We start from the raw sequence: 23,160 nt of genomic DNA on the forward strand, positions 1-23,160 counted from the left end.
TTTTATGGACTTTCACCACAGATTAATAGCATGCCCGTCATACTAAAAAAGGCCATTGCAAAATTGCAACAGCCTATTTCTATCTATAGTAATTCATTCAATTATATAGCTCTAGTGTATTCTTTTAACCATTCTCTTTCTTCTTCAGTTAGATGTGGTCCTATTTTTTCAAATACCTGAGCATGGTAATTATTTAACCGTTCTCTCTCAAACTTAGTCATCTCATCTGGATTTATACCATCTAAATCTATTGGAGCAAATGTTATAGTTTCGAAGTGCATAAACTGTCCAAACTCATTCTTTTCTCCCTTAGTAACTATCATTTCATTTTCTATTCTTATACCATGAGATCCTTCAACGTACACACCAGGCTCATTAGTTAAAACCATACCTTCTTCAAATTTATGGTGTTCGTTTTTAGATTTAACTATCTGCCATCTAAATCCTGTTGGTGGCTCATGTATGTTAAGAAGATATCCTACACCATGTCCTGTACCGCATTTAAAATCTATATCTAAATCCCAAATTGGTCCTCTTGCTATTGCATCTAAGTTATATCCAAAGCATCCGTATAAGAATTTTGCTCTTGATAAATTCATCATACCTCTAACAACTGCTGTGAAGTGAGTTTTTAATTCATCGGCAACTGGTCCCATTACAAACGTTCTTGTTATATCTGTAGATCCTTCGATATATCCTCCACCAGTATCAGTTAAGAATAAATGCTCTGGAAGTACTTCAACATCTGATTCATCAGTTGGCTCGTAATGCATCATAGCTGCATGATCTTTATATGCACAAATTGGTGCAAAACTATCTCTTATATAGCCTTCTTGTTCTTTTCTGAATTCTTCAAGCTTTCTAGCTGCACTCATTTCAGTTATTTTTATCTTACCTACATTAGTTTTCATCCAATGCATTAATTTTGTAACAGCTATACCGTCTTTTATATGAGCATTTTTTATATTTTCAAGCTCAACATCATTTTTCATAGCTTTCATAAGTATAGTTGGGTTCTGATGTTCTATCTTTTCAACACCTTCTGGTATATTATTGTAAAGTGCGTAATTTAACTTCATTGGGTCAATCATAACACTTTCACCAGCTTTAAGGTTCTTAACTTCTTCATAAATATCGTTGTATGGACGAACTGTTATATTATTTTCAGCAAGAAGTGCTTTTGCTTCGTCGTTTAATTTATTTTCATCTATAAATAAATCCATGCCATCAAGTTTAACTAAAGCGTATGAGAATATAAGTGGATAATAAACAACATCATTTCCTCTCATATTAATTAACCAACAAACATCATCTAAAGATGCTATTATATGTGCTGTAGCTCCATTTTCTTTCATAACATTTCTAACTCTCTCAAGCTTAGAAGCTACACTTTCACCTGTATATTTTTCATCAAGCACGAAAACAGGCTCCTTAGATATCTCTGGTCTATCTTCCCAAACATCACCTACTAAATCGCATGAATACTCTATAGTTATATTCTTAGACGCAAGGGCTTTTTCTAAATCCTGTCCTTCTTCCATAGAAACAACACGTCCATCAAATGCTACCTTACCATTTTCTGGAACTATCTGCGCAAGATACTCTTCCATAGTTGGAACACCGTCTTCAAACATATGGAATAAAGAAATTCCACTTCCCTCTAACTGTTTCTCAGCCTGAGTCCAATATCTACCATCAGTCCAAAGACCAGCCTCATCCTTTGCTATCATAACAGTCCCATAAGAACCATCAAATCCAGAAATAAACTCTCTGCATTTAAAATACTCTCCTGCATTCTCACTCTGATGGAAATCTGCTGTTGGAACTATATAAGCATCTATCCCATTCTGCTCCATAAGAGCACGAAGTCTTGCTATTCTCTCTACTACCTTCATCTAAAAAGCCCCCTTAAAATCAAATATAAAACCTCTTGTGAAAAAATAATTCACTCTTTAATAATAACATAAAATTTTAGAAAATTCAAACTTATGAAAATAATATTATAATATAAAATATATAGTATCTCATACCTATAAAGTCCTATTTACAAACTTCCCACAACTACTTTATACATACAACGATAAAATACTACCTATATAAAAAAATGGCTGTTGCAATAATTTACAAACAAGCCTTTTTAAATTAATCTTTTACAAAATTACTAACTTAAAAAGAGTGTATAAAATCAAAATTTGCCAGAACTATTGATGGTATGTAGCATATGAGTTATATAGACAAATCTCTCTCGACAATCTGCAAGCGTGTATTTTATTTGCAACAATACATCTTACTTACACGCACGCTGAAGCCTGGAGAGGAGTTTGTCTATATCTCATATGCTTCGCATAGTAACAAAGGATGGTAAATTTTGATTTATACACTCTTAGCAGATAGTCAATTTAAAAAGATTAAATAAAAAGACTGCTGCAAATTATTGCAACAGCCACATTTTTACATTGGTAATATTTTATCGTGTATATATCCATCTCTTACACCATTTTTTACAACAACTACTTCATCAACACCAGACATTGTACAAATAGTATTAAGAACAACCAAACTTGGTATAATATTATTCATACGATCTGGAAGTATTCTCTCAAGAATATCTACATCGCTCTTTCTCGGATCAGAAAATCTCTCTGTAATCTGATTAAGTTCTTTAATAGGAATATAATACTTATTTGATTTTTTCTTAGTCACATAAATATATCTATGAATCTTTGCTGCAGCTCTTGCAGTACCACCCATTAAATACATAACTCTATGGTTATTTCCTTTAAAAATCTTAGAACTTTTAACACTAGCTTTTACACAATCCTCGATTTCCTTTATCTCATCAAGTGTAGGATATACCATAGAAACAAATTTATTTCTCATCTCAAGACCACCAAGAGGTAAAGAAACCGAATCTATAACCTGTCTGTCTTTAAACTTGAATATCTGCACACTTCCTCCGCCTAAATCAAGTCCCATACCACTTCTGTCTTTTACAACCTGGCTAAGACCGATATAGTCGTAATATGCTTCCTGTTCTCCAGTTATTATTTCTGTATTCTCTACAATCTTTTTCATCTCAGAAACAACATAAACACTATTATCTACTTTTCTAAGTGAAGCAGTTGCAAAACAGAATACTTCTGCACATCCAAGTAATTCACAAATTTTAGCGAATCTATTTAATACTTTTAAAAGTCTTTCAAGACCTTCCTCCATAAGATTACCATTCTGTATGAAACTTAGTATTACTGAAAGTTCCTTTTCCTTTAGTATAATCTTTATCTCTGTTCCCTTTAATTCAAATATTATTAATCTAATCGTATTTGATCCTACATCTATTATTCCATATCTCATCGACATTACTCCAATCTTTCTTCGTTTTGAGTAGAGTCTAATTTATTTATCCTGCATTTCTAATTCCTTATAAGCTCTTTCAAAGAAATACTCCTGTGAATTTAAAGGAGCACCTTCTTGTTTAACATGTTTGTATGTACCATCTTTAAGCAATTTTCTAGCTTTAACATTATCTGTGTACATTATCGCAAAGTCTTCAAGAATTCTCTTCTTAATATCTGGGTCTAAGATTGGTGTTGCTACCTCTACCCTTCTCATAGTATTTCTTGACATTAAATCTGCAGATCCTATATAAACCTTACTATCGCAGCCTTCACCAAATATATACACACGAGTGTGTTCTAGGTAACGACCAACTATACTTATAACTTCTATATTTTCTGTAATACCCTCTACTCCTGGTATTAAGCAACATATACCTCTTACAATAAGCTGAACTTTAACCCCAGCTCTTGAAGCTTCTATAAGTTTATTCATAATTCCCTTATCAGTTAGAGAATTCATCTTTATACCTATATAGGCTGGTGCTCCATGTTCTGCTTTAACAATTTCATTGTCTATCATATCCATAATAGGCTGTCTTAAACAAAGTGGAGATACTAGCAATAGGTCTGATTTTTCTACAACTTCTCCAAGAGATAATCTATCAAAAACCCTACCTGCTTCGTGTGCGATTCTCTTATCAGCAGTCATTAAGCAGTAGTCTGTGTATAATTTTGCTGTTTTTTCGTTGTAATTTCCTGTACCTATCTGAGTTATGTATTTTATTCCTTCATCAGTCTTTCTTGTTATTAGACATAATTTAGAATGAACTTTTAATCCAGGTAGTCCATAAATTACTCTACATCCAGCTTTTTCAAGTCTTCTTGACCAGTTTATATTGTTTTCCTCATCAAATCTTGCTCTTAACTCAACTAATACGACAACTTCTTTTCCATTTTCAACCGCATTTGAAAGTGCATCTACTATCTTACTGTCGCTTGATAATCTGTAAAGTGTCATCTTTATAGAAACAACAGTTGGATCTTCAGATGCTTCATATAGCATATCTAAGAATGGCTTCATGCTGTTGTATGGATAGTATAAAAGTTTGTCCTTTTCTTCAATCTGTTCTATTATAGAACGTTTTGATGAAATATCAGGCGATTTCTGAGGAACTCTCTTTTCATAGAATAACTCTGAATGATTTCTAAGCTTGTCCTGTATCTTTCTAACAAAAGAAAATTCAAGCGGTGATTTAGAATAGAATATACTATCATCATCTAAGCCTACGTATTTTCTAAGAGTTTTTAACGCTGAACCATTAAGCTCTCTTGACATTTCCATTCTAACTGGCGCAAGTTTTTTTCTTTTCTTAATTAGCTTTTTCATTGTATCTCTGTAATCTAAATCTTCGTCGTATACTGTTTCCTCATCAATATCGGCGTTTCTAGTTATTCTTATCAGAGATTTGCTCTTAACCTTATATTTTTTAAATATTTTTGTTACAAAGTGAAGAATTAGCTCTTCTGCTAAAATATATTTTCTTTTATCAGATGGAATTTGAATTAATCTTTCAAAAACATCACCTGAACAAGGAACTATACCTAATTTTTCTGTTCCATTCTTACCTTCTAAAGAAACTATTGCGTATATTTCTTTTTCCTTTAAGAATGGGAATGGCTGTCTTTTTCCTATTATTTGAGGAGAGATAAGAGGTCTTATTTCTGAATCAAATAATTTTTCTAACACTTCCTCGTCTTCAAGAGTTAGTGCCTTACTGTATTCATTTTCTAAATCTTCAACACAGTCCCCCGCTGCATTGCATTTTACCCTTGAATGAAAGTCTACTAGCTCGATTCCAAACTCCTTAACTTCTCTCATTAAATTATTGTAAGCATCATCTTTTAACCCATTTAATTTTTTTGTATATTTTACAATTTCTTTAATCTCCTCTTCAGGAGTCATATTTGTTTTACTATCCCTAGAATCCGGATCTACTATCATCTGGTCGTATAATGATCCGACTCTTACCATGAAAAATTCATCTAAATTGCTCTGGAATATCGATACAAATGTCAGCCTTTCCATTAAAGGAACTGATGGATCCATCGCCTCTTCAAGCACTCTTTTGTTGAATTTTAGCCATGATATTTCTCTGTTATCATAGTATCTTTTAGTCATTTTTCTCTCTCCCAACATCTTTATTTTATAGATATCATATTTATCTGATTGCTATAAACATTAGTAAAGTTATCACATAATTATAATACTAACACTTATAAAAAAATCATTATAGTAAGCAATCGTTAAAAGAGGGTTAAAAAAATTTAACAAGATTTTGAGTTATTCAAGCTTTTCTTAACTTTGTTATGAATATAGTCTATCATAATTTTCAGAATATTGCACGTTTATATAGCAAATTTATTTTAATTGCTATAATAATTTTTCTTTTGAAAAATCTATTAAAAATGCTCCAAGTGGTGCAGTTATTATTATCGCAAGTACTGCGATTGATAGAACAAGTTTTCCACAATTTAGTCCTGAAGCAAGTGGTACAGATCCTATAGCAGCTTGAACAGTTGCCTTTGGAAGATATGAGAATACGCAGAATAATCTTTCTTTAGAGTTTAATTCTGTTCCAATCATACAAATAAATACACCTATTGAACGAATTGCAAGTGCGATAAATATCATAACAACTGCTGTAAATCCTGCACCCATTGTGTATCTTATATCGACAGCTGCTCCAACAAGTACGAATAAAACAACCTCTGCAGCTATCCAAATTTTACCAAATTTTTCCTGAAGTCTAACCTTTACAATATTTGTACTCTTCATCGCAAGTACTAATGCCATACTTGTTACAGCAAGTAATCCCGATACTGCAACTCTTCCTTTTAAATAATCTTCAAGTGCAACAAGTAAGAATGATACTGCCAAAATAATTATGACTTTTGTGCTGTTTCTGATTAGATGTTCTTTGTTGTATCTATACTCAAAGAATCTATAAAGAATTAATCCAACAATAGCCCCAATTAAAATTCCAGATACTATCGAAATTGGTATATCTGCAAAACTAGCTAAATTAACCCCTTCTCCTTGATTCATAGCTAAGAATGTACTGAAAAGCACAATTACAAATACATCGTCAAAAGATGCCCCAGCTAAAATCATCTGAGGTATTCCCTTCTTTGTACCGAGATTATTGTCCATTAAATCAACCATTCTAGGAACTACAACTGCTGGAGATACTGCACTAAGCACAGCACCAATTAGTGCTGCCTCTACTCTGCTGACACCAAATAAAATCGGTGCAAATATTACATATCCAATTATTTCAAATGTAGCTGGAATAAACGACATTAAAAGCGCAGGTCTCCCAACTTTTTTTAAATCCTTTAGGTCTAGTGATAACCCAGCTTTGATTAAGATTATAATAAGAGCCATTTTTCTAAGCTTCGATGATATGTTTAGAATTGAGCTATCTAAAAAATCCAGTACATAAGGACCTAAAATTATCCCAGTTACAAGCATTCCTATAATTCTCGGAATTTTAATTTTTTCGCATATAGATGCCAAGCTCATTCCCACTAAAAAAATTAAAGCAAGTGATACTAACATTTTATTTCTCCTTTTATTTTGTTTTAAACGCAAAAAAGCTGATGATTTCTGCGCGGTTGCAGAAGTCATCAGCTTGATAAGCGGTTTTGGTTTCCCAAGGGAGACATTCATTCCCTTTTTAAGTTATATATATAATTTATATTACTTTGCTTAAAAAATCAAGAAATATTTTAATCTAATTATGTCCTTTAATATCTAATTCTATCTATAATAGATTCTTGTTTTACATTCTTACTTAGTACAAATGATAAAATTACTTGCATTATCAATAATGATAAAATCATTATTAAAACCTCAGCTGTAGGGAAATTGTATACCTTTATTCCAAATATACCTTTTGCTTTTGCAAATAAGAATAATCCATATCCTGCTGGTAGACCAATTATTAAAGAAGTTGCAATAGATCCTAAAGTAAATAAAATTCCTTCAAACTGGAGCATTTTTCCAAGCTGCTTATTACTCATACCAACTGCTTGAAGTATACCAAACTCTCTTTTTCTTGTTATTACATTCATAATCATTGTATTTGCCATATTAAGGAAACATATAGTTCCTATTAATCCTAAAAATGCGTATGATATTAACTTCATAAAAATCATTTGTTTTTCTGCAAGTTGATATACTTCATCGTATGATTCCCAATAAACATGTTCATCATTTTCGTATAGCTCATTTATTTTTGCTTCAACTTCACGCTTAGCATTATTGTCACAATATATCCAAAGATACGCATAACTACTATCATTTAATCCAAGTTCTTTAGCTGTATCTTCTGTTATTATATAATCTGCTGAAACACTTCCAAACGCTCCCATAGCAGTACCTTTATATTGCACACTAGATTTATCACTTTTAAGTTCAACGTCTATCTCATCACCAATCTTTTCTCCATATTCCTCCATAAAATGAGAGAATGGATATACAAATCCATTAGCTTTACTAACTGAATCATAAGTAAAATCGCCAACTTTACCTGAATTTTTTAGTTCTCTATCAAAACTTTCTCTATCAAATATTGCTACTGTTTTTATTCCTTCTTCATCTCTAAAAGTAAGATATTTTCTTGTTTTAATCTTTTCCACACCATCAATATTTTTAAATTCTTTAATTCTATTATCTGAAATTGGGTTATTTACAAAAATCTTATCAAGATTATTTTCTTTGTAAACATTATCGTAATTGTCGTAATTAATCTCTAATTGATAATCTCCGTATTCTACATTTAATCTAGCATCGTACTCTGGATCTATACTACTTGTTAAACTCGATATAACAACAAATAAAATACATGATACTCCCATAACAATTATTGTCATAATATTTCTCTTTTTATTTGTTAATAAATCTGATTTAATTAGTCCCCAGATATTTAATGCCTTGTGTCCTTTCTTGTATCCTTTTTTATTAGAAATAGACTCTTCATATGAAAATGCGTCTACTGGAGCAATAGATGTAATAGTTTTTATAGATTTAATAAGCGAAATACGTACTGTTATAAATGATACTAAAGCGGAAACAATTATAATTGCTGGAGAGAATAATGATATATCTTCAACTGCTATAACTGCACCTCCAGATCTAGCAAAATCCATTATTCTATTAAATAAAATCTCTGTTGCAAAGTATCCAACAAACAAACCAATAGGTACTGCAATTACTGCAAGAAGCATACCTTCTGTTATAATTATTTTTTTCATTTGTTTTTTAGTTGCACCTATCGCTTTAATTTTTCCATATTCCTGAATTTTACGAGAAATACCAATTTGGAAAATATTATATATAACTACAGCTGCAAATATAACTACTACTAAACACATTAACACACAAGGTATTAGCACTTCAGATGTAGGTGCGTATTTAGTTATAATTAAACTTCCATTTTTAATTACATTATCCTTAACAACATTACATTCTGTCGCAATCTCTTCAATCAATAATTCAATATCATCAGAGTTTCCCTTTATATTTTCATCTAAATTAAAATAAGCTGTAAACTGTTTCTGTCCATCAGGAAACTTACTATCGTAATATTCTTTTGAAACAAGTACTGTAGATGATTGCTGCTTTTCATTAGCTATACCATCTTGTAGTATTCCAGAAATTACAAATTCATAATTTTTAAAACCTTCATTACCGTTCTTTCTTATAGGAACAGTTACTTTATCACCAAGTTTTACATTTTTATAACCTAATTGTTTAAAAAATACTTTTGATGCTACAATTTCATTGTATTTTTCAGGCAAATTCCCTTCTTTTAATGCATAATATCCATTAGTCATCATTAAAGCCTTTTTATCAGCCCAAGCCACTTTTGAATATCCTTTTGTATTGGATTCTCCAACGCTCGCTACAATACCAATGTCATTGATTTCACCTCTTTTTGACATTTTATGAAACTGTTCCTCATCTATATTTACAAATGCAGCTATATAACTTCCATGAAGTTTTTCTGCATTATCTATATTTCCTTTTAAACCACCGTATCCAAATGTTCCAATCGCTGTTATCATCATTGTTGTAAGGGCAATTGCAATCATAGTAAGTATACTTCTTATTTTATTTTCTTTATTATTACTTAAGGCTAACTTTTTTATAGTTTTCATTTAAGTTCAGCCACCTTTCCATCTTCAATTACTAAAATCCTATCTGCAAGCTGAGCTATTTCTTCATTATGAGTTATAATAACTAAAGTCTGTCCGTATTTTTCTGCAGAAAGTTTAAGCATAGATATAACTTCTTCTCCTGTCTTAGAATCAAGATTACCTGTTGGCTCATCAGCTAAAACTATATCTGGCTTTGCGGCTAAAGCTCTTGCAATAGCTACCCTCTGTTGCTGACCACCTGATAATGTAGATGGCAAATTTTCTACCTTGTCTTTAATTCCTAATGTATCTAAAATATCATCAATATATTTTTCGTCTGGTTCTTTATCGTCAATTCCTAAAGGAAGAACAACATTTTCATACACATTTATTGAAGAAACAAGATTAAATGCTTGGAAAACAAAACCTATCTTTTGTCTTCTAAATACTGCTAGTTCATCCTCTGACATATTGAATATATCCTTATCTTTTATATATACTTTTCCAGATGTTGGATAATCAAGACCTCCCAGAAGATGCAATAATGTACTCTTTCCAGATCCAGATTTTCCTATAATAGCTACAAATTCTCCCATTTTTATCTCTATATTAGTATCTTGCACAGCCTTAACTTGATTATCGCCTTCTCCAAAATATTTACATAACTGTTGTGTTTTTAAAATTGTTTTCATAATTATTACCTCCTTCTTTACTATAAATATTACAGTAAAAGTATTGCCATTTTCTTTCAAGGCGTAAAAAAAGTCTTACAGATTCGTAAGACTTTCTTTTAAAATTGGAAGTTGTACAACAAATATACTTCCCAATTTCTTTCCATCAATAAAGTTATCCTTTACCATAATAGTTCCCCTATGCTTTGAAATGATGTATCTTGCAAGGTATAATCCTACACCACTTCCAGTTTCCCGACATACGTCTTCTTTATTCCCTCTATAGAATCTCTTGAAAATTTTATGCTTTTCATTATCGGGTATTCCAATTCCTTGATCTTTAAATTCTATTCTAATCATTGTGTTTAAACTCAAAACGTTTATATGAATTTCTGTATTCTCTTTTGAATATTTTACCGCATTATCCAATATATTTATAAATGCTTCTGTAAGCCATTTTTTATCTCTCATAAGTTTTGGTAACTGTTCATCCTCAGGATTATCAAATTCTATAGATATATTTTTTTCGTCAGCTTTAGACCATACTCCATTGACAGCATCTAATATTGAGTCGAATAAATTGCCTTCAGAAAGATTTATCTCTATCATACCACCTTCTAATCTTGAAATATTAATTAAAGATAGTATAAGTTTTTCCAATGAATTAATTTGAAATCCCATAAGGTTTTCGATTTCTTCTCTTTCCTCTGAATTAAGATTTGCATTTTGCATTATTTCAAATGTTGATTTTATTGCTGCTAATGGTGTTTTTAACTGATGTGAAATATCTGTAACAACAACTTTTGTATCCAGTTTATCATATTTAGCCTTTTCCCTTTCAAGCAAAATTGTGTTATATAAGCTTTCTAGCAAAGTATCTAATCTAGAAATAATATGATTATAGTCGTATTTTATGTACTCTTTAAGCTCTGATTTAGATGGAGAGTATATTCCTTCCTTTAATAAATCTAACTCGCTCTCAATTAAACTAATCAGCTCCAAGTAATTTTTATTTAATTGTTTTTTATATTGTCTTAGAGAAATTATAATTATCACATATAATACTAAAGATAATATTATCATTTCCCCAATCAATTCAATATAATTCTTATATGTAATAGTCTTACCATTATATGCGTATCCGTATTTTTCTAAAATATTCTCAGCTTCTTTAAAGGTTATTTCCTCAGATTTGTTTTCTGTAATCACCTGTGCAAGCACAATCGTTTCATCTTTGTATGAGTTGTATTTCAATGCAGCAACAGCAATATTTATTATAATTAAGGCAATAAGTGGAAACAGATACCATTTATATTTTTTAATTTTTTCCATTCCAGACATATCCAAGTCCTCTTACATTTTTTATTATTTTTTTACCGTCGCTGTTATCATTAATTTTCTTTCTAAGCCTTGTAATATTTACAGCTACAGTATTTTCATCGACAAACTCACTATCTGTATCAAATATTTTTTCAAGTATTTGTTCTTTAGAAATAATAATATTTTGATTTTCCATAAACATCAAAAGAAGTTTCCACTCATTCTTTGTAACCGATACCTCTTTTTCATCTACAAAAACTTTCATAGCAGCTTTATCTATCTTCACATTTCTCGATTTAATTATCTGATTATCATTTGATTTTTCTTTTCTAAAATACGCATTTATCTTCATTATCAGCACTAATAAACTAAAAGGCTTAACTACATAATCGTCAGCACCAGCATCATATCCCATAACCATATCTGTTTCTCTATCTAGCGCAGTTAGTAAAATTATATGTGCATTTGTTTTTGATCTTATACTCTTTATATAATCGAGTCCACTTCCATCAGGAAGGTTGATATCGCATAAAAACAGCTCTGGAGTGAATTCTTTTGTTATAGTTTCCGCCTCTTCTATTGTTCCAGCTCCTTTTACTTCATATCCTTCCTTTTGAAGAGAAAGCTCTATACTTCTTCTAATACTTTGTTCATCCTCTATAATCAGTATTTTATTCATATTTCATTTGCTCCTATCAAATAATGTAATTATTATACTCTAAAAGGTTTATATTTACAATATTCGCTCATTTTCACATATAATAAAAAAGCTGCTTGTAAAATTTTTACTCGCAGCCATTCTTATATTAACTTATTCCAAAAATCAAAATTACTGTAAATAAAAATAGAATTAAACCTAACCAATTTCTATCTACAAATAATTTAATAAACATAACAACTAAACACAGTAAAATTAAAACAACTACTCCATTCATTATCTAATTCCTAATCAAAAGTATCATCAGTAACATCAATAAACAAGATATAAACACCACAAATCTCGTCATTATCATCATATCCAAAATAAACAGGGTACACACCATCGCCCCAACCAGAAGCAAATATAGGAATATTCAGCTCTGTTTCAGGAATCGCCCAATTCAACCAATCTCCACCTTCACGCTGGTATTTTGGATATTTATCATAACTCTCTTCTAACAAATCACAGAATAAGTCGTTATATGGATCAATTCCTTCCTCTTTCTCGCATCTCTGCTTCCAATATTCTTTAAATGCTGCTTGAGTACTTTCATCGAGAATACATCCCATTCCCGCATCTACACAAAATCCAAAATACTCATCATCCTCTAGCTCCTCGTCTAAGTCCTCATTTCCAATCACACCTAAATCATAATAAGCTGGTTTATTATCATTAATCAAAACCTTTACACATGAATATCGGTCTCCAAATTTCTCACTTAATGCAACAGAAATATCTACATTATAATTTCCAGGAGGAATATTTTGAATATAAGCTGGTGCATCCTCAAGTTCAATTAATGGATCACAGGCAATTATTTTTCCTGTTGGAAAAGAAACTTTACCGATATTCAAAACATCAAGATTTATTTTTCCTATCTTGTTTTCTGTAAAGTATGCATCTAAATCTATTTTGCATCTAAGTGATTCTTTCTTACTTTCGTACTTAGTTAACCATTCTTTACTAGGCATAATCTACACCCTCCTTAATCATCTAATGCATCACAAAGTTTATCCATAATATCTGAAATATCAGACGGAATACCCTCCTCCCATTCTGGTTTTTCAAGAGTTTCACCATCTAGTATTTTAAACATCTCATCTGGTATTTTAACTTTCACCTTGTTTTTATCATACTCACTCGTCCAATCATATCCTCCACAATATACGTCATTGTTAGGGTTGAACGCATAAATTTGATTTTTATAAAAATCTGCAATCCAATTTTTCTCAATAGTATTTATTATATCGTAATCTTCTAAATACCAACTTTCATTTTCTTCGCACTCTTTTCTGTCTGAAAAGTTTTTACAGAATGTTGGTGACATATGCCAATATAAATACAAAATAGTTCCTCTATCAGTATCAGGCTGATTAACAATCCATTGAATTACCTTTTTAGGATTATCAAAATTCCAACTTATTGCTAACAATTGTCTTTCTTGTGGAGTATTTTTACTAAGAAAATCAATAATTAAATCTGTACTTAATTTATCGAATTCATCTTCAAAAAATTCCTCATCCTTTAGCCCACAAATAAATTCCTCAAAAGTATCCGCAAGATGAGTAATCTTGTAATCGTGTTCTTGATCAACATGAACAACTTTAGGCTCACCTTTAGGTCCACATTCTCTATAATCTAAGAAAATCATATCATGTCCAGCACTTGGACAATCGCATATAGCAACTCCAATAGCAGGATATTCCCATTCATCAATCATAAACTGGCTACCAAATTCTCCACAAAGAGAATATCTCTTTTTTCTTCCAATACCTGAAATACCAGTAATAGCAATGTGATCCTCTGCCCAAGTAGTTGGCTCATTTGTTGGAAAGCATGATTTTGTAGTAATACCACCATTATGCTGCTTCATCAGCCAAATATATGACTCTGGTAACTTATATCCTAGCTCTTTTTCTACACTTTCAATCATTTCATCAGAAGGATATTCTTCAACATATTCATCTAATGAATAATCTATGTCATCCCAGAAATCTGTAAAATCATAATTCTCAAATGTCATTTTTTCACAACTTACATCATTTAAAATATCCATACAAATTCTCCTTTGATTTTTATCAATCTAATCTACATCTGTCCAAAGCATATACTTACCACAATTAAGACATTGGAATAAATAACATTGAAAACTTCCACCATTTACCGAAGTTCTAATCAATTCCTTCTGCTCATCATTCCACAAAGAATCCTCTAAAACCTCATCCATTATTCCCAAGCCTTTTAGATCTAGTGCCCCTACACGACCAAGATATGCACAAAAATCACCACAATGAGCACGCCAATATTCTTGCTGCCATCCACAATATCCTGGAGTACGATGAATAAGTTCATCAAGTTTGCTCATATCCTCTACACCATCATCCACACAATAATCATCTTGAAAAGTTCCATCAAATTTATTTGCAGCTTCTCCACTTGCAATACAATCAGGGCAAAGATAATCAATATCTTCAACAGAATAGAATGGCACTTGATAATATATGTGTGTAGTTTTGCCACAACAATCGCAAATTACACCTTTTTCAGATTCATCAAAAGCTCCTGTTGCCAATGGATTTGGATGATATTTAAATGTTGGTATACCTAATTTATCAAGTTTTTCTCTTTCATTTTTTATATCTTCTTCTGTTTTTGGTTTCGGTATAGCAAAATAATCCTTCCAATTTTCTGCATAAGATTTCATTTTTAATAAACGCTTTTGGATTTTTATATCTGATATATTTCCGATTTCTGATAATAATTCGTACGCAGATTTTTTATAATTCAATAAATCATATACATTAACTAAGGCTTCTTTAGCTTTAATATCTTCAATTTGCTCTAATTTTTCTTTTAGGTTGTAAAGATTAATTACACTCTCTGGACTTGTATCAGATTGTTCAAATTGTTTTTTCCGTTCTATATACATTTCTTGATATTTATCCATAATAATACCTCACTTAAATACTATACGTCTAATATTCTTCTGCTTCATAAGAAATTTTTAAAGTCATTCCCGGTATTGAAACACCTTCACTTCTTTTAATCTTATGTATATCATCTTCTGAACAACCTATTGTTTCTCCGTCCTGAAGCTCAACATCACCTTCTATCACATAATAAGTAATTCCCACTAAGAAATCTCTCAGCTCCTCAGGATCTGCTTCTACATTCAAAACTTCCATTTCATCCTTTCCAAATAAATACATACCGTATGTATAGGCATTTAATCCATTTTCATTTTTATACATTCCAAACCAAATCCAGTTATAAATAGGTAGTTCCCCTTCTTTCATAACATATGCGACATTTTCATAAAAGGCAGGTTCAAATACAACGCCACTAGTGTAAACTCCAGTAGCATATTTTTGATTACAGCAAGTGGCTGCTAACTTTGTAAATAACTCACCTTTTTCTATTGTATTTTCTTCATTTCCTAGAATTGCAATCATAATATGAGCCTTGTGTTCTTTCGCCACTTCAACAGCTTCTGGCCACATATAATTATTTTCTGCATTTATTTCCGCTTCACCCTCTGGAATAGGATATTGGAACAGACTTACTGCTACAATCATATTATCTATTTCAAATACTAAGCTATCGTCTCTTTTATCGCCATCCTCTTCAGCAACGATATCCCATTTTTCTTTTAAATCACAGATAAATTGTTGCTTATCCCATATTCCTTCAGACATTAATACAAATCCTAAAAAATGCCCCTTTTCTTCACCTTCTAATTCCATATCACCATATTCTAAAACATCAGTTTCATCATCATCATTTTCTTCATTTTTTAAACTTAGTGTTCCAGCAGTGCGGCGGAAAGTATGGAATGTAGCCCAAGGAATATCACTCTCATCAAAAATATCCTTAGCTATGTATAAAACAGTTTTTAAATCCCATGCGATAAAATCAATATAACCACAATTTACACCTGTTGCTCCACCAATAAATTTAAATGCATCATCTCCACATTCCTCTTTAAGACTTTCTTCTAATTTATCTCTAAAAGCAAATATCTTTTCGCTTCCTTCTTCTTCTCTTAAAGTATCTATTGGATAGCATATAAATCCTGCTACTACACCGTCAGCATGAAGTTCATCCATATAGAAATCATCATCATTAAAATATCCATTGATTAAAGCTAGACAACAGCTAGAGCCAGCAATAATATCAAATCTCCAATCTGCATCGGGATCATCATTAGGGTTCATTTCATATCCTGTATAAAGTTCTAAATAATTTTCTGCATCATTTGATAACTCACTTCCCATTTCTTCAAGTTTTTCAGGAAGTTTTGAAAGTTTTATTGATTCATCGTCTCTTTTAGCTTTTAAAACATCAAATGAATAAATATATCTCATGTGAGAAATTTCTCCCAAAATTTGATCAGTAAGTGTAGTCAATATCCACCAAACATTGTTCTCATCCTCATCAATTATAGGAAGTAATTTTTCGCAATATACAGATAAATTAAACATCTCTTTGTCTGCTTCTTCAACCCAAACCTCTACATCTTCTCCACTTATATCTAAATCATCAATTCTTAAACCAATATTTTCATTTGCCTGTCTTCCAACCAATATATTCCAATTAGCTAATATACATTCTGGAACGTGGTTAGCAAAATATACAAGCTCAAACAGTTTGACTTTATCGCCTTCTGGAGTAAGAATAATTTCATATTTTTCGCCATTATATCCCATTTCAAAGGAAATATTATCAAAAGCTATGTTAAGTATATCCTCACATTTATCAATTATCTCTTCGCCTCTTTCATGATTTTTGTCCTCATCCATAATATGACGAATTTCTTCTTCCTCTTCAACAAATCTATTCCATGCTGCTTGAGTTCTTTCTCTAAAACTCATTGTAAATCTCGGAAAAGCAATGCACTTTTTACAATCATTGATAAATAATTTAGTATCTTCATCTCCTGGACGTGCTTCTAAAGCTTTTTCAAAATATCTTAGTGCAAGCCCTTCCTGTTCTAAATAATAATAAGCATATGCCATACGGAAATTCCAACAATGATCTCCCTCAAAATATTCTTCATGAGGAACAAGCAAATCGATTGCTTTTTTGAACAGTTCTCTATCACTAGGCTCGGCTATATTGGCATAAGCACGAGCAAGCTCACTATCTGTTTCTGGAGTTCGGTTTTCATAAGGAATCTTTTCTAATTCTTCAATAATCTTTGCATAATTACCATCTTCATTCCAAATCTGACATTTTTCTAATAGCATTTTAAAATCCATAAAACTTCCTCCTTATCCTGAGATTTCTTGAGAGTTATATTAATTACATCTACTATTTATTCTTCTTGAAGTAAAAAAGTTATTTGATAACATATCTTCAAGTTTTTTTGCAATGGCTTCTACTATTGCATGACATGGATTATCATATTTTTCAGATTTTAAAGTTTGTAATTCCATACAATGTAATGTCCCACAAACTTCAATCATATAGTCAGTTAATTCTGAAATCATCTGATATCCTTCTAAGTTATCAACATCCGTTTCCCCTTCTTTTGCTGTCATCAATCCGATAATACCTACTGCTACTGTAAATGCTCCACAACATGAGTTCTCTGTCTGCATACCAATTCCCATAACCGAAAACATTTTTCTTGTTTCTTCAGATAAATTTAATTGATAATATTCGTTACAAGCTTTAAACATAGCTTCTGCACAAGATAACTCTGTTCCAATATGATATTCATTTACTAGTTCATATAATCTTCTTTTGCTCATATCAATTTCTCCTCTATTTTTCTCTTTCTTCTATCAAATCAAAAACCTCATCAATACTCATTTCAAACATTACTAAATCATTATCTATCGGCTCAAAATAATATCTAACCTTCTCTACTCCAAATTTCTTCTCTAAATTTTCCCATTCCAAAGATAACTTAATACAAAAAGCCAACGTATCACTTCCAAGTGAGTCCATATACCAACGAACTTGATACTTTGGAGATACATAATTTTGAACGCTTTTCAATGTTGTATCCCTATCAGCGAAATCATCTGCATAAGGAATTTTCTCAACAGAGCCATCTTTTTTTAGAATAATATCAATTCCACGTTCTTTTTCTATTTCTACACACTCAAATTGAATGTTATCTTCTAGGGGCAATTTTTCATTAAAATATTCAATAATAGATTCATCATCTTCTCGCCAATCAATCCATATAAGATCTTCACTTTCCCAAAATTCATCCCTATTTTCATCTGGTGATTTCAAAAACTTCCTTATATTTTCCATATCAATTCGTATCTCCTTTATTATTTAAGTCTGCTGATGAAACATTGTAATTACCTTGCAATCAGTACAAATCTCTATATACAGAGTTCCCTCAGCAAAATCCTCAATCGTATCCCAATGAATCTGTGCAAGATATCTCATCTTCTTACCACATTCTGGACACTCTCTATACTCCCAATCCTGTACCCAACTAGCAAATCCACCTATTGTATTGACATCACAGTTAAATGCCCCATAAAACAAAGGTCTTTCAATTTCAGATAATACCAACTTATTAGATACCATATCTTCAAGCATTTCCTCTGTATAATAATTTTCTTCAATACCTTCATATTCCAAAATCTCACTTTTACCATCAAGGGTAAATTTATTTGATTGCCCTTCAGATAAAAAGATACAATTTGGACAACAACTCGCCGTAATTATTCCATCCATTCCCAAGAAATCAAATCTTTTATCTCTTCCATCAATCACCAAAATATCTACTAATTCGCATCCACAATGTTTACATTTTTCTCCTCTTTTTCTAGCTATAAATGTTCCATTTTCATCCTTTTTATCTCTAGACTCAAATGAAAAACATCTATCATAATTTAGTTTTATGTACTCATTTTTTTCGTTGAAAGTCCAGCCACCTTCCTCTGCGTAGACATCTGTATCCACATATAAATTCTTTCTCCAAGGTTTTGGATTTATCTTTAACTCATGCAACGTATTTTTAGATTTTTCATCTCCTATCATTGCCAAACATCCTAAGATACAACTCGCATCATCACTTGATTCTGTAGCCATAAGTCTTTCAATTAAGACATCCCTCACTTTTTTGTCAGCTTTATAATAAAGAACACTTGGATAATATAATTCATGTTCACAAGCTGCTTTTGCAATTTCCTTACAATCTATTCCTATTGTCATTAAATCACTAAATAAATCAAATTCATCAGTTGAATAAAATTTTTCATCACCTAAAGATTTAATACTATTTATAATTTGATTTTTCTTTTCTTCTATTTCTTCTATAGACCAACTATTTACTTCTTTTCTGTGTTGCTTTGCTCTACATTGCCAGCATAATCCTTCAAATCCTATAGATGTTCCACATTCTTTACATTTGTATTTCAATCTCATAAAAATCTCCTTTCAACTGACAAATTTTTTATCTTTACTCAGATACAAAAAATACCTTGCACAACATTTTTAAAAAAACTAGCTGATGCAAGGTACAAAATTTCCAACTAAAAAACTCTATCTATTACATTGTAGAGTCTATTTTTAGTGATTATTTAACTATTTATCTTATTTTATCATATTATATTTCTCGGCAAAATATTTATTTTAAATATTTACAAAATTTTTAGAAAATAAATATTTTTAACTTAACTCAATATTGTTATCTATTGTTTTAGATTGTATAATAAAGAAAAAAGGAGTATTTGATATGAGAAAATTAAGATTAATCTTTTCTATATTAACCGTTGTATTTGCTTCTCTAGGACTAGCAAAAATACTTTCTTATGATATATCACTTCCTTTGATGTTCGTATCTATGATATTAACGTTTTTAGTTTGGTCTAAGGAATGTTATGACAAAGGATCTAAAAGAGATAGCTATATCTTCTTAGGAGTAGCTATTTTCATAGCTGCAATAACTGCTTTTAATATAATTTCAAACTTCTCTTCAAAAGAAAATAATGCAGGAATTCAAAATGGAGAAACAGTACAGATGTACTCTCAAGAGGAAATCAACTCAGCTATCGACGTTATAAAGAAAGAATTCGAAAAAGATTGGAAGGGTTGTACTCTTAAAGAAATCCACTATGCAGGAGATAAGGTATCTAAGGAACATCAAGAATTTGCCGAAAGATACAATGCTGATGAGGTAATTGTATTGGTGTCGACTTTTGATGTTGATGAGTCTGGTGGAGATGGCTCTCTAAATTCTAATAGTACATACACTGATTGGAACTGGATTTTGGTTAGAAAAAATGGTGGAAAATGGAAACACGTAGACCACGGATATTAAAAAAAAGTATATAAAAAGGACAAGAGTATAACTGCTCTGTGCTCCAGGCTTCAGCGCCCCACCCTGTTAGAGTAACACATTTAGCAGTTGTGGGGCGCTTGCAGTATTGTCGCTTTTGAGCAGTCATACATCTTGTCCTCAGTTTATTTACTTGTTTGCACGACGTTCACGACTTGCTAATTTAAATGCTTAAATATTCTTTTAAAGATAAAAGTTTGTTACTTGCATCTTCTCTTCCTAAATCGTACATTTCCTGAATTTTATCCAAATCTCTTTCAATTCTCTTGATATCTACAAGCCTTGAAGGTCTTAATACAAAAATCTTCTTCTCTTTTTCAAGCTCATTTACCTTTTCAAGCTCCTCATTGTACACTTTATATCTATTATTTATAGTAGAAATCAAATTAGGATACTTGTGATAGAAAAGTTTAGGCATAAGCTCGTTTGATTTTTTCTTTCTATAGTCCTCAGGTCTTGTAAGTACTACAATCACTCTATCGTAGCCCATGCTCATAATCTTATCTATTGGGATACTATCAGAAATTCCACCATCTAAATAGCTCTTACCCTTCACACAAACTGGAGTTGATAAAAATGGCATAGAACCAGAAGCTCTTAAATATTCAATCTGATCCTCATCTCTAAAATCATCCAACTTTATATACTCTGGCTTTCCCGTTTCAATATTTGTCACTGTTGCGTAAAATTCCTCGTTGCTATTTTTATATGTATCAAAATCAACTGGATCTAATTCATTGACAAGCTTGTTAAAACAAAATTCCTTGTTCATAACATTTCCTGTAGTTATCCACGAATGAAATCCCATGTATTCCTTGCTTGTTGCATAATTTTTATTATATCTCAACACTCTACCATGCTGCTTTGATTTGTAGTTCATTCCAAACAATGCCCCAGCAGAAACACCTATTATCCCATCGATTTTTATGTTATTTTCCATAAACACATCAAGAACACCTGCAGTGTACAAACCACGCATCGCTCCACCTTCTAATAATAATCCTGTTTTCATAGTTCACCCCTTAAAAAGTTCTTTACAGTTTTGAAATATAGCACTATTTTTGATATAAGTCAAATTTAACTAATTAATTTATTATTAATTTCATAAATATTCAAGAATTTTTCGCATAAATACTATATAATGTTAATACATTTGTATTAATAAATTTTCTTAAATTAAGTACTTTAAAAACAGATAAAAAATATATAAAAATGAGGATGTAAAATAGAATATACCAAAGAAGAACTTGATTAAATATTGTATTCCTAATAAGTAAAGTATTATAATATATAGAAATAAATGATTTATATAAATAAGTTTAAACTCATTTAATAAATAAAACTAGGAGGAATAATTTTATGAAAAGATACTCAAAATATTTAGTAAGTGGTGTCGTATTCTTCGCAATACTATCTCTTGTCAGCTACTTCCTAAAACTAAACTGGAATATACAAATTCTTTTATTTGTAACTATTGTTTACATAGTGTTTAGTTTCATAAGCGATGTATTTATAGCAAAAAAATTCGCTAAAAATCCAGCTGCAGATGTAGAAAATTTGAGCGAAGAAGAATCTGAAAAACTTAAAAATTTAATAGACAAAGGTGTTCTATTCTTACATGTACCTAAAAAGCCTATCGCTGAGCAGTGGGATAAAGAATTTGATGCTTTAGTTTCTGAGGAAGCAAAAGAAAATAAAAAGAACTACTCTGACCAGTTCAAATGGCATTTATTCAGCTTTGATTTGCTTCCTGCTCTTACAGGCGACAAAGCAAAAGCTGCTTTTGATAAGGAAGAAAAACATGAGCTTTACCTATTCTTTGAATATGCAGAACAGACATATATAATTGGAAACGCAAATTTACTTACTGCAAAAGATATAGATGAGTTGTTTGAAAAAAGCGATTTAGAATCATCAGATTTCTATTTCTTCGATCCACTAAACAGTTGGACTTATGTAATACCTCACGAAGAAGAACTAGGACCATACTTCTACAAAGCTAAATAATTTTAGATACTAAATTATAGCAAAGAGGTAACTTGCATATTATAAATAACTTTTTCTGAGGAGGAATCTAATATGATAATAGAAACAGTACTTGGAGATATAACAAAACAGACAGACGTAGAAGCAATCGTAAATGCAGCAAACAACAGCCTTTTAGGTGGTGGCGGTGTAGATGGGGCAATACATCGTGCAGCAGGACGAGAACTTTTAGCAGAATGTCGAACACTAAACGGATGTAAAACAGGGGAAGCAAAAATAACATCCGCGTATAAACTAACTTGCAAATACGTAATTCACACAGTTGGTCCAATATACAGAGGTGGGAACTCTGGCGAACCACAACTACTTGCAAATGCGTATAAAAACTCTATGAAACTAGCATTACAAAACAAAATTCGTACTATTGCATTTCCATCAATCTCAACTGGAGTTTACAGCTATCCTTTAGAAGAAGCTGCAGAAATAGCAGTAACAACAGTAAATGACTTCTACATGGAGCATCAAAACGAATTTGATTGCATAAGATTTGTATTGTTTGATGATAGAACAAAACAAGCTTACAACAATGCAATAAATAAAATTAGAAAAGATAAATAGATATAAAAGATATAAACA

19 protein-coding genes and 1 riboswitch are annotated in these 23,160 nt (G+C 31.2%); of the genes, 3 read left to right on the forward strand and 16 right to left on the reverse strand.

Annotation, left to right across the window (positions count from 1 at the left end; genetic code table 11):
- Positions 1-101: 101 nt before the first annotated feature.
- From DWX74_RS08930 to DWX74_RS09000, 15 genes are all read right to left on the reverse strand, one after another.
- Entirely contained in the window at positions 102-1,895 is a 1,794-nt protein-coding gene (locus DWX74_RS08930) for an aminopeptidase P family protein (RefSeq protein ID WP_118549639.1), read from the reverse strand.
- A 556-nt stretch (positions 1,896-2,451) separates the two neighbouring features.
- The gene (locus DWX74_RS08935; protein ID WP_158573261.1) at positions 2,452-3,354 is read right to left on the reverse strand and encodes a Ppx/GppA phosphatase family protein; all 903 of its coding nucleotides are present in this window, start codon (positions 3,352-3,354) and stop codon (positions 2,452-2,454) included.
- Positions 3,355-3,396: 42 nt separating this feature from the next.
- Complete coding sequence (gene ppk1, locus DWX74_RS08940) at positions 3,397-5,517, reverse strand: polyphosphate kinase 1 (protein WP_118549641.1); 2,121 nt, start codon at positions 5,515-5,517, stop codon at positions 3,397-3,399.
- Positions 5,518-5,769: 252 nt separating this feature from the next.
- Positions 5,770-6,957, reverse strand: a complete 1,188-nt coding sequence (locus DWX74_RS08945) for a cation:proton antiporter (RefSeq protein WP_118549642.1) — start codon at positions 6,955-6,957, stop codon at positions 5,770-5,772.
- A 52-nt stretch (positions 6,958-7,009) separates the two neighbouring features.
- Positions 7,010-7,081: riboswitch (Fluoride riboswitch) on the reverse strand.
- Between the two features lie 64 nt (positions 7,082-7,145).
- The gene (locus DWX74_RS08950; protein ID WP_118549643.1) at positions 7,146-9,560 is read right to left on the reverse strand and encodes an ABC transporter permease; all 2,415 of its coding nucleotides are present in this window, start codon (positions 9,558-9,560) and stop codon (positions 7,146-7,148) included.
- The gene (locus tag DWX74_RS08955) at positions 9,557-10,231 is read right to left on the reverse strand and encodes an ABC transporter ATP-binding protein (protein WP_118549644.1); all 675 of its coding nucleotides are present in this window, start codon (positions 10,229-10,231) and stop codon (positions 9,557-9,559) included. The genes DWX74_RS08950 and DWX74_RS08955 overlap by 4 nt, the downstream gene beginning before the upstream one ends.
- A gap of 75 nt (positions 10,232-10,306) precedes the next feature.
- The gene (locus DWX74_RS08960; protein WP_118549645.1) at positions 10,307-11,551 is read right to left on the reverse strand and encodes a sensor histidine kinase; all 1,245 of its coding nucleotides are present in this window, start codon (positions 11,549-11,551) and stop codon (positions 10,307-10,309) included.
- Positions 11,529-12,209 (reverse strand): response regulator transcription factor, encoded by a 681-nt coding sequence (locus DWX74_RS08965; RefSeq protein ID WP_118549646.1) that lies wholly within the window; start codon positions 12,207-12,209, stop codon positions 11,529-11,531. Before DWX74_RS08965 ends, DWX74_RS08960 begins: the two co-directional genes overlap by 23 nt.
- 266 nt (positions 12,210-12,475) lie before the next feature.
- The gene (locus tag DWX74_RS08970; RefSeq protein ID WP_118549647.1) at positions 12,476-13,201 is read right to left on the reverse strand and encodes a DUF4241 domain-containing protein; all 726 of its coding nucleotides are present in this window, start codon (positions 13,199-13,201) and stop codon (positions 12,476-12,478) included.
- 14 nt (positions 13,202-13,215) lie between these two features.
- Positions 13,216-14,286 (reverse strand): DUF4274 domain-containing protein, encoded by a 1,071-nt coding sequence (locus DWX74_RS11370; RefSeq protein ID WP_118549648.1) that lies wholly within the window; start codon positions 14,284-14,286, stop codon positions 13,216-13,218.
- 27 nt (positions 14,287-14,313) lie between these two features.
- Complete coding sequence (locus DWX74_RS08980; protein ID WP_286164292.1) at positions 14,314-15,159, reverse strand: CbrC family protein; 846 nt, start codon at positions 15,157-15,159, stop codon at positions 14,314-14,316.
- Positions 15,160-15,205: 46 nt separating this feature from the next.
- The gene (locus tag DWX74_RS08985) at positions 15,206-17,488 is read right to left on the reverse strand and encodes a DUF4261 domain-containing protein (RefSeq protein ID WP_118549650.1); all 2,283 of its coding nucleotides are present in this window, start codon (positions 17,486-17,488) and stop codon (positions 15,206-15,208) included.
- Between the two features lie 39 nt (positions 17,489-17,527).
- A complete protein-coding gene (locus tag DWX74_RS08990) occupies positions 17,528-17,983 on the reverse strand; it encodes a C-GCAxxG-C-C family protein (protein ID WP_118549651.1) in 456 nt (151 codons plus the stop codon).
- A gap of 13 nt (positions 17,984-17,996) precedes the next feature.
- Positions 17,997-18,497, reverse strand: a complete 501-nt coding sequence (locus DWX74_RS08995) for a glutathione reductase (protein ID WP_118549652.1) — start codon at positions 18,495-18,497, stop codon at positions 17,997-17,999.
- 24 nt (positions 18,498-18,521) lie between these two features.
- Positions 18,522-19,625 (reverse strand): hypothetical protein, encoded by a 1,104-nt coding sequence (locus DWX74_RS09000; RefSeq protein ID WP_118549653.1) that lies wholly within the window; start codon positions 19,623-19,625, stop codon positions 18,522-18,524.
- Between the two features lie 310 nt (positions 19,626-19,935).
- On the opposite strand from DWX74_RS09000, the gene DWX74_RS11375 reads away from it, so the two are divergent.
- Complete coding sequence (locus DWX74_RS11375) at positions 19,936-20,520, forward strand: hypothetical protein (RefSeq protein ID WP_330415677.1); 585 nt, start codon at positions 19,936-19,938, stop codon at positions 20,518-20,520.
- A 181-nt stretch (positions 20,521-20,701) separates the two neighbouring features.
- Here DWX74_RS11375 and DWX74_RS09010 read toward each other — a convergent pair whose 3' ends face one another.
- Positions 20,702-21,550: a patatin-like phospholipase family protein gene (locus DWX74_RS09010; RefSeq protein ID WP_118549654.1), complete on the reverse strand. Its 849-nt coding sequence runs from the start codon at positions 21,548-21,550 to the stop codon at positions 20,702-20,704.
- Positions 21,551-21,897: 347 nt separating this feature from the next.
- Here DWX74_RS09010 and DWX74_RS09015 point away from each other — a divergent pair, with 347 nt between their 5' ends.
- Positions 21,898-22,545, forward strand: coding sequence for a DUF4275 family protein (locus DWX74_RS09015; RefSeq protein ID WP_118549655.1), 648 nt, complete (start codon positions 21,898-21,900; stop codon positions 22,543-22,545).
- A gap of 72 nt (positions 22,546-22,617) precedes the next feature.
- Entirely contained in the window at positions 22,618-23,142 is a 525-nt protein-coding gene (locus tag DWX74_RS09020; protein WP_118549656.1) for an O-acetyl-ADP-ribose deacetylase, read from the forward strand.
- The last annotated feature ends 18 nt before the right edge of the window (positions 23,143-23,160 follow it).

This window comes from Peptoclostridium sp. AF21-18 (assembly GCF_003478825.1).
Classification (GTDB): domain Bacteria; phylum Bacillota; class Clostridia; order Peptostreptococcales; family Peptostreptococcaceae; genus Peptacetobacter.

What these genes read in the sequence shown, in the direction of transcription:
- DWX74_RS08930 (WP_118549639.1), bottom strand. Translation starts at nt 1,895, where the DNA reads ATGAAGGTAGTAGAGAGAATAGCAAGACTTCGTGCTCTTATGGAGCAG.
- DWX74_RS08970 (WP_118549647.1), bottom strand. Translation starts at nt 13,201, where the DNA reads ATGCCTAGTAAAGAATGGTTAACTAAGTACGAAAGTAAGAAAGAATCA.
- DWX74_RS08960 (WP_118549645.1), bottom strand. Translation starts at nt 11,551, where the DNA reads ATGTCTGGAATGGAAAAAATTAAAAAATATAAATGGTATCTGTTTCCA.
- DWX74_RS08980 (WP_286164292.1), bottom strand. Translation starts at nt 15,159, where the DNA reads ATGTATATAGAACGGAAAAAACAATTTGAACAATCTGATACAAGTCCA.
- DWX74_RS09010 (WP_118549654.1), bottom strand. Translation starts at nt 21,550, where the DNA reads ATGAAAACAGGATTATTATTAGAAGGTGGAGCGATGCGTGGTTTGTAC.
- DWX74_RS08985 (WP_118549650.1), bottom strand. Translation starts at nt 17,488, where the DNA reads ATGGATTTTAAAATGCTATTAGAAAAATGTCAGATTTGGAATGAAGAT.
- DWX74_RS11370 (WP_118549648.1), bottom strand. Translation starts at nt 14,286, where the DNA reads ATGGATATTTTAAATGATGTAAGTTGTGAAAAAATGACATTTGAGAAT.
- DWX74_RS09015 (WP_118549655.1), top strand. Translation starts at nt 21,898, where the DNA reads ATGAAAAGATACTCAAAATATTTAGTAAGTGGTGTCGTATTCTTCGCA.
- DWX74_RS09020 (WP_118549656.1), top strand. Translation starts at nt 22,618, where the DNA reads ATGATAATAGAAACAGTACTTGGAGATATAACAAAACAGACAGACGTA.
- DWX74_RS08955 (WP_118549644.1), bottom strand. Translation starts at nt 10,231, where the DNA reads ATGAAAACAATTTTAAAAACACAACAGTTATGTAAATATTTTGGAGAA.
- DWX74_RS08965 (WP_118549646.1), bottom strand. Translation starts at nt 12,209, where the DNA reads ATGAATAAAATACTGATTATAGAGGATGAACAAAGTATTAGAAGAAGT.
- DWX74_RS09000 (WP_118549653.1), bottom strand. Translation starts at nt 19,625, where the DNA reads ATGAGATTGAAATACAAATGTAAAGAATGTGGAACATCTATAGGATTT.
- DWX74_RS11375 (WP_330415677.1), top strand. Translation starts at nt 19,936, where the DNA reads ATGAGAAAATTAAGATTAATCTTTTCTATATTAACCGTTGTATTTGCT.
- DWX74_RS08990 (WP_118549651.1), bottom strand. Translation starts at nt 17,983, where the DNA reads ATGAGCAAAAGAAGATTATATGAACTAGTAAATGAATATCATATTGGA.
- DWX74_RS08945 (WP_118549642.1), bottom strand. Translation starts at nt 6,957, where the DNA reads ATGTTAGTATCACTTGCTTTAATTTTTTTAGTGGGAATGAGCTTGGCA.
- ppk1 (WP_118549641.1), bottom strand. Translation starts at nt 5,517, where the DNA reads ATGACTAAAAGATACTATGATAACAGAGAAATATCATGGCTAAAATTC.
- DWX74_RS08995 (WP_118549652.1), bottom strand. Translation starts at nt 18,497, where the DNA reads ATGGAAAATATAAGGAAGTTTTTGAAATCACCAGATGAAAATAGGGAT.
- DWX74_RS08935 (WP_158573261.1), bottom strand. Translation starts at nt 3,354, where the DNA reads ATGAGATATGGAATAATAGATGTAGGATCAAATACGATTAGATTAATA.
- DWX74_RS08950 (WP_118549643.1), bottom strand. Translation starts at nt 9,560, where the DNA reads ATGAAAACTATAAAAAAGTTAGCCTTAAGTAATAATAAAGAAAATAAA.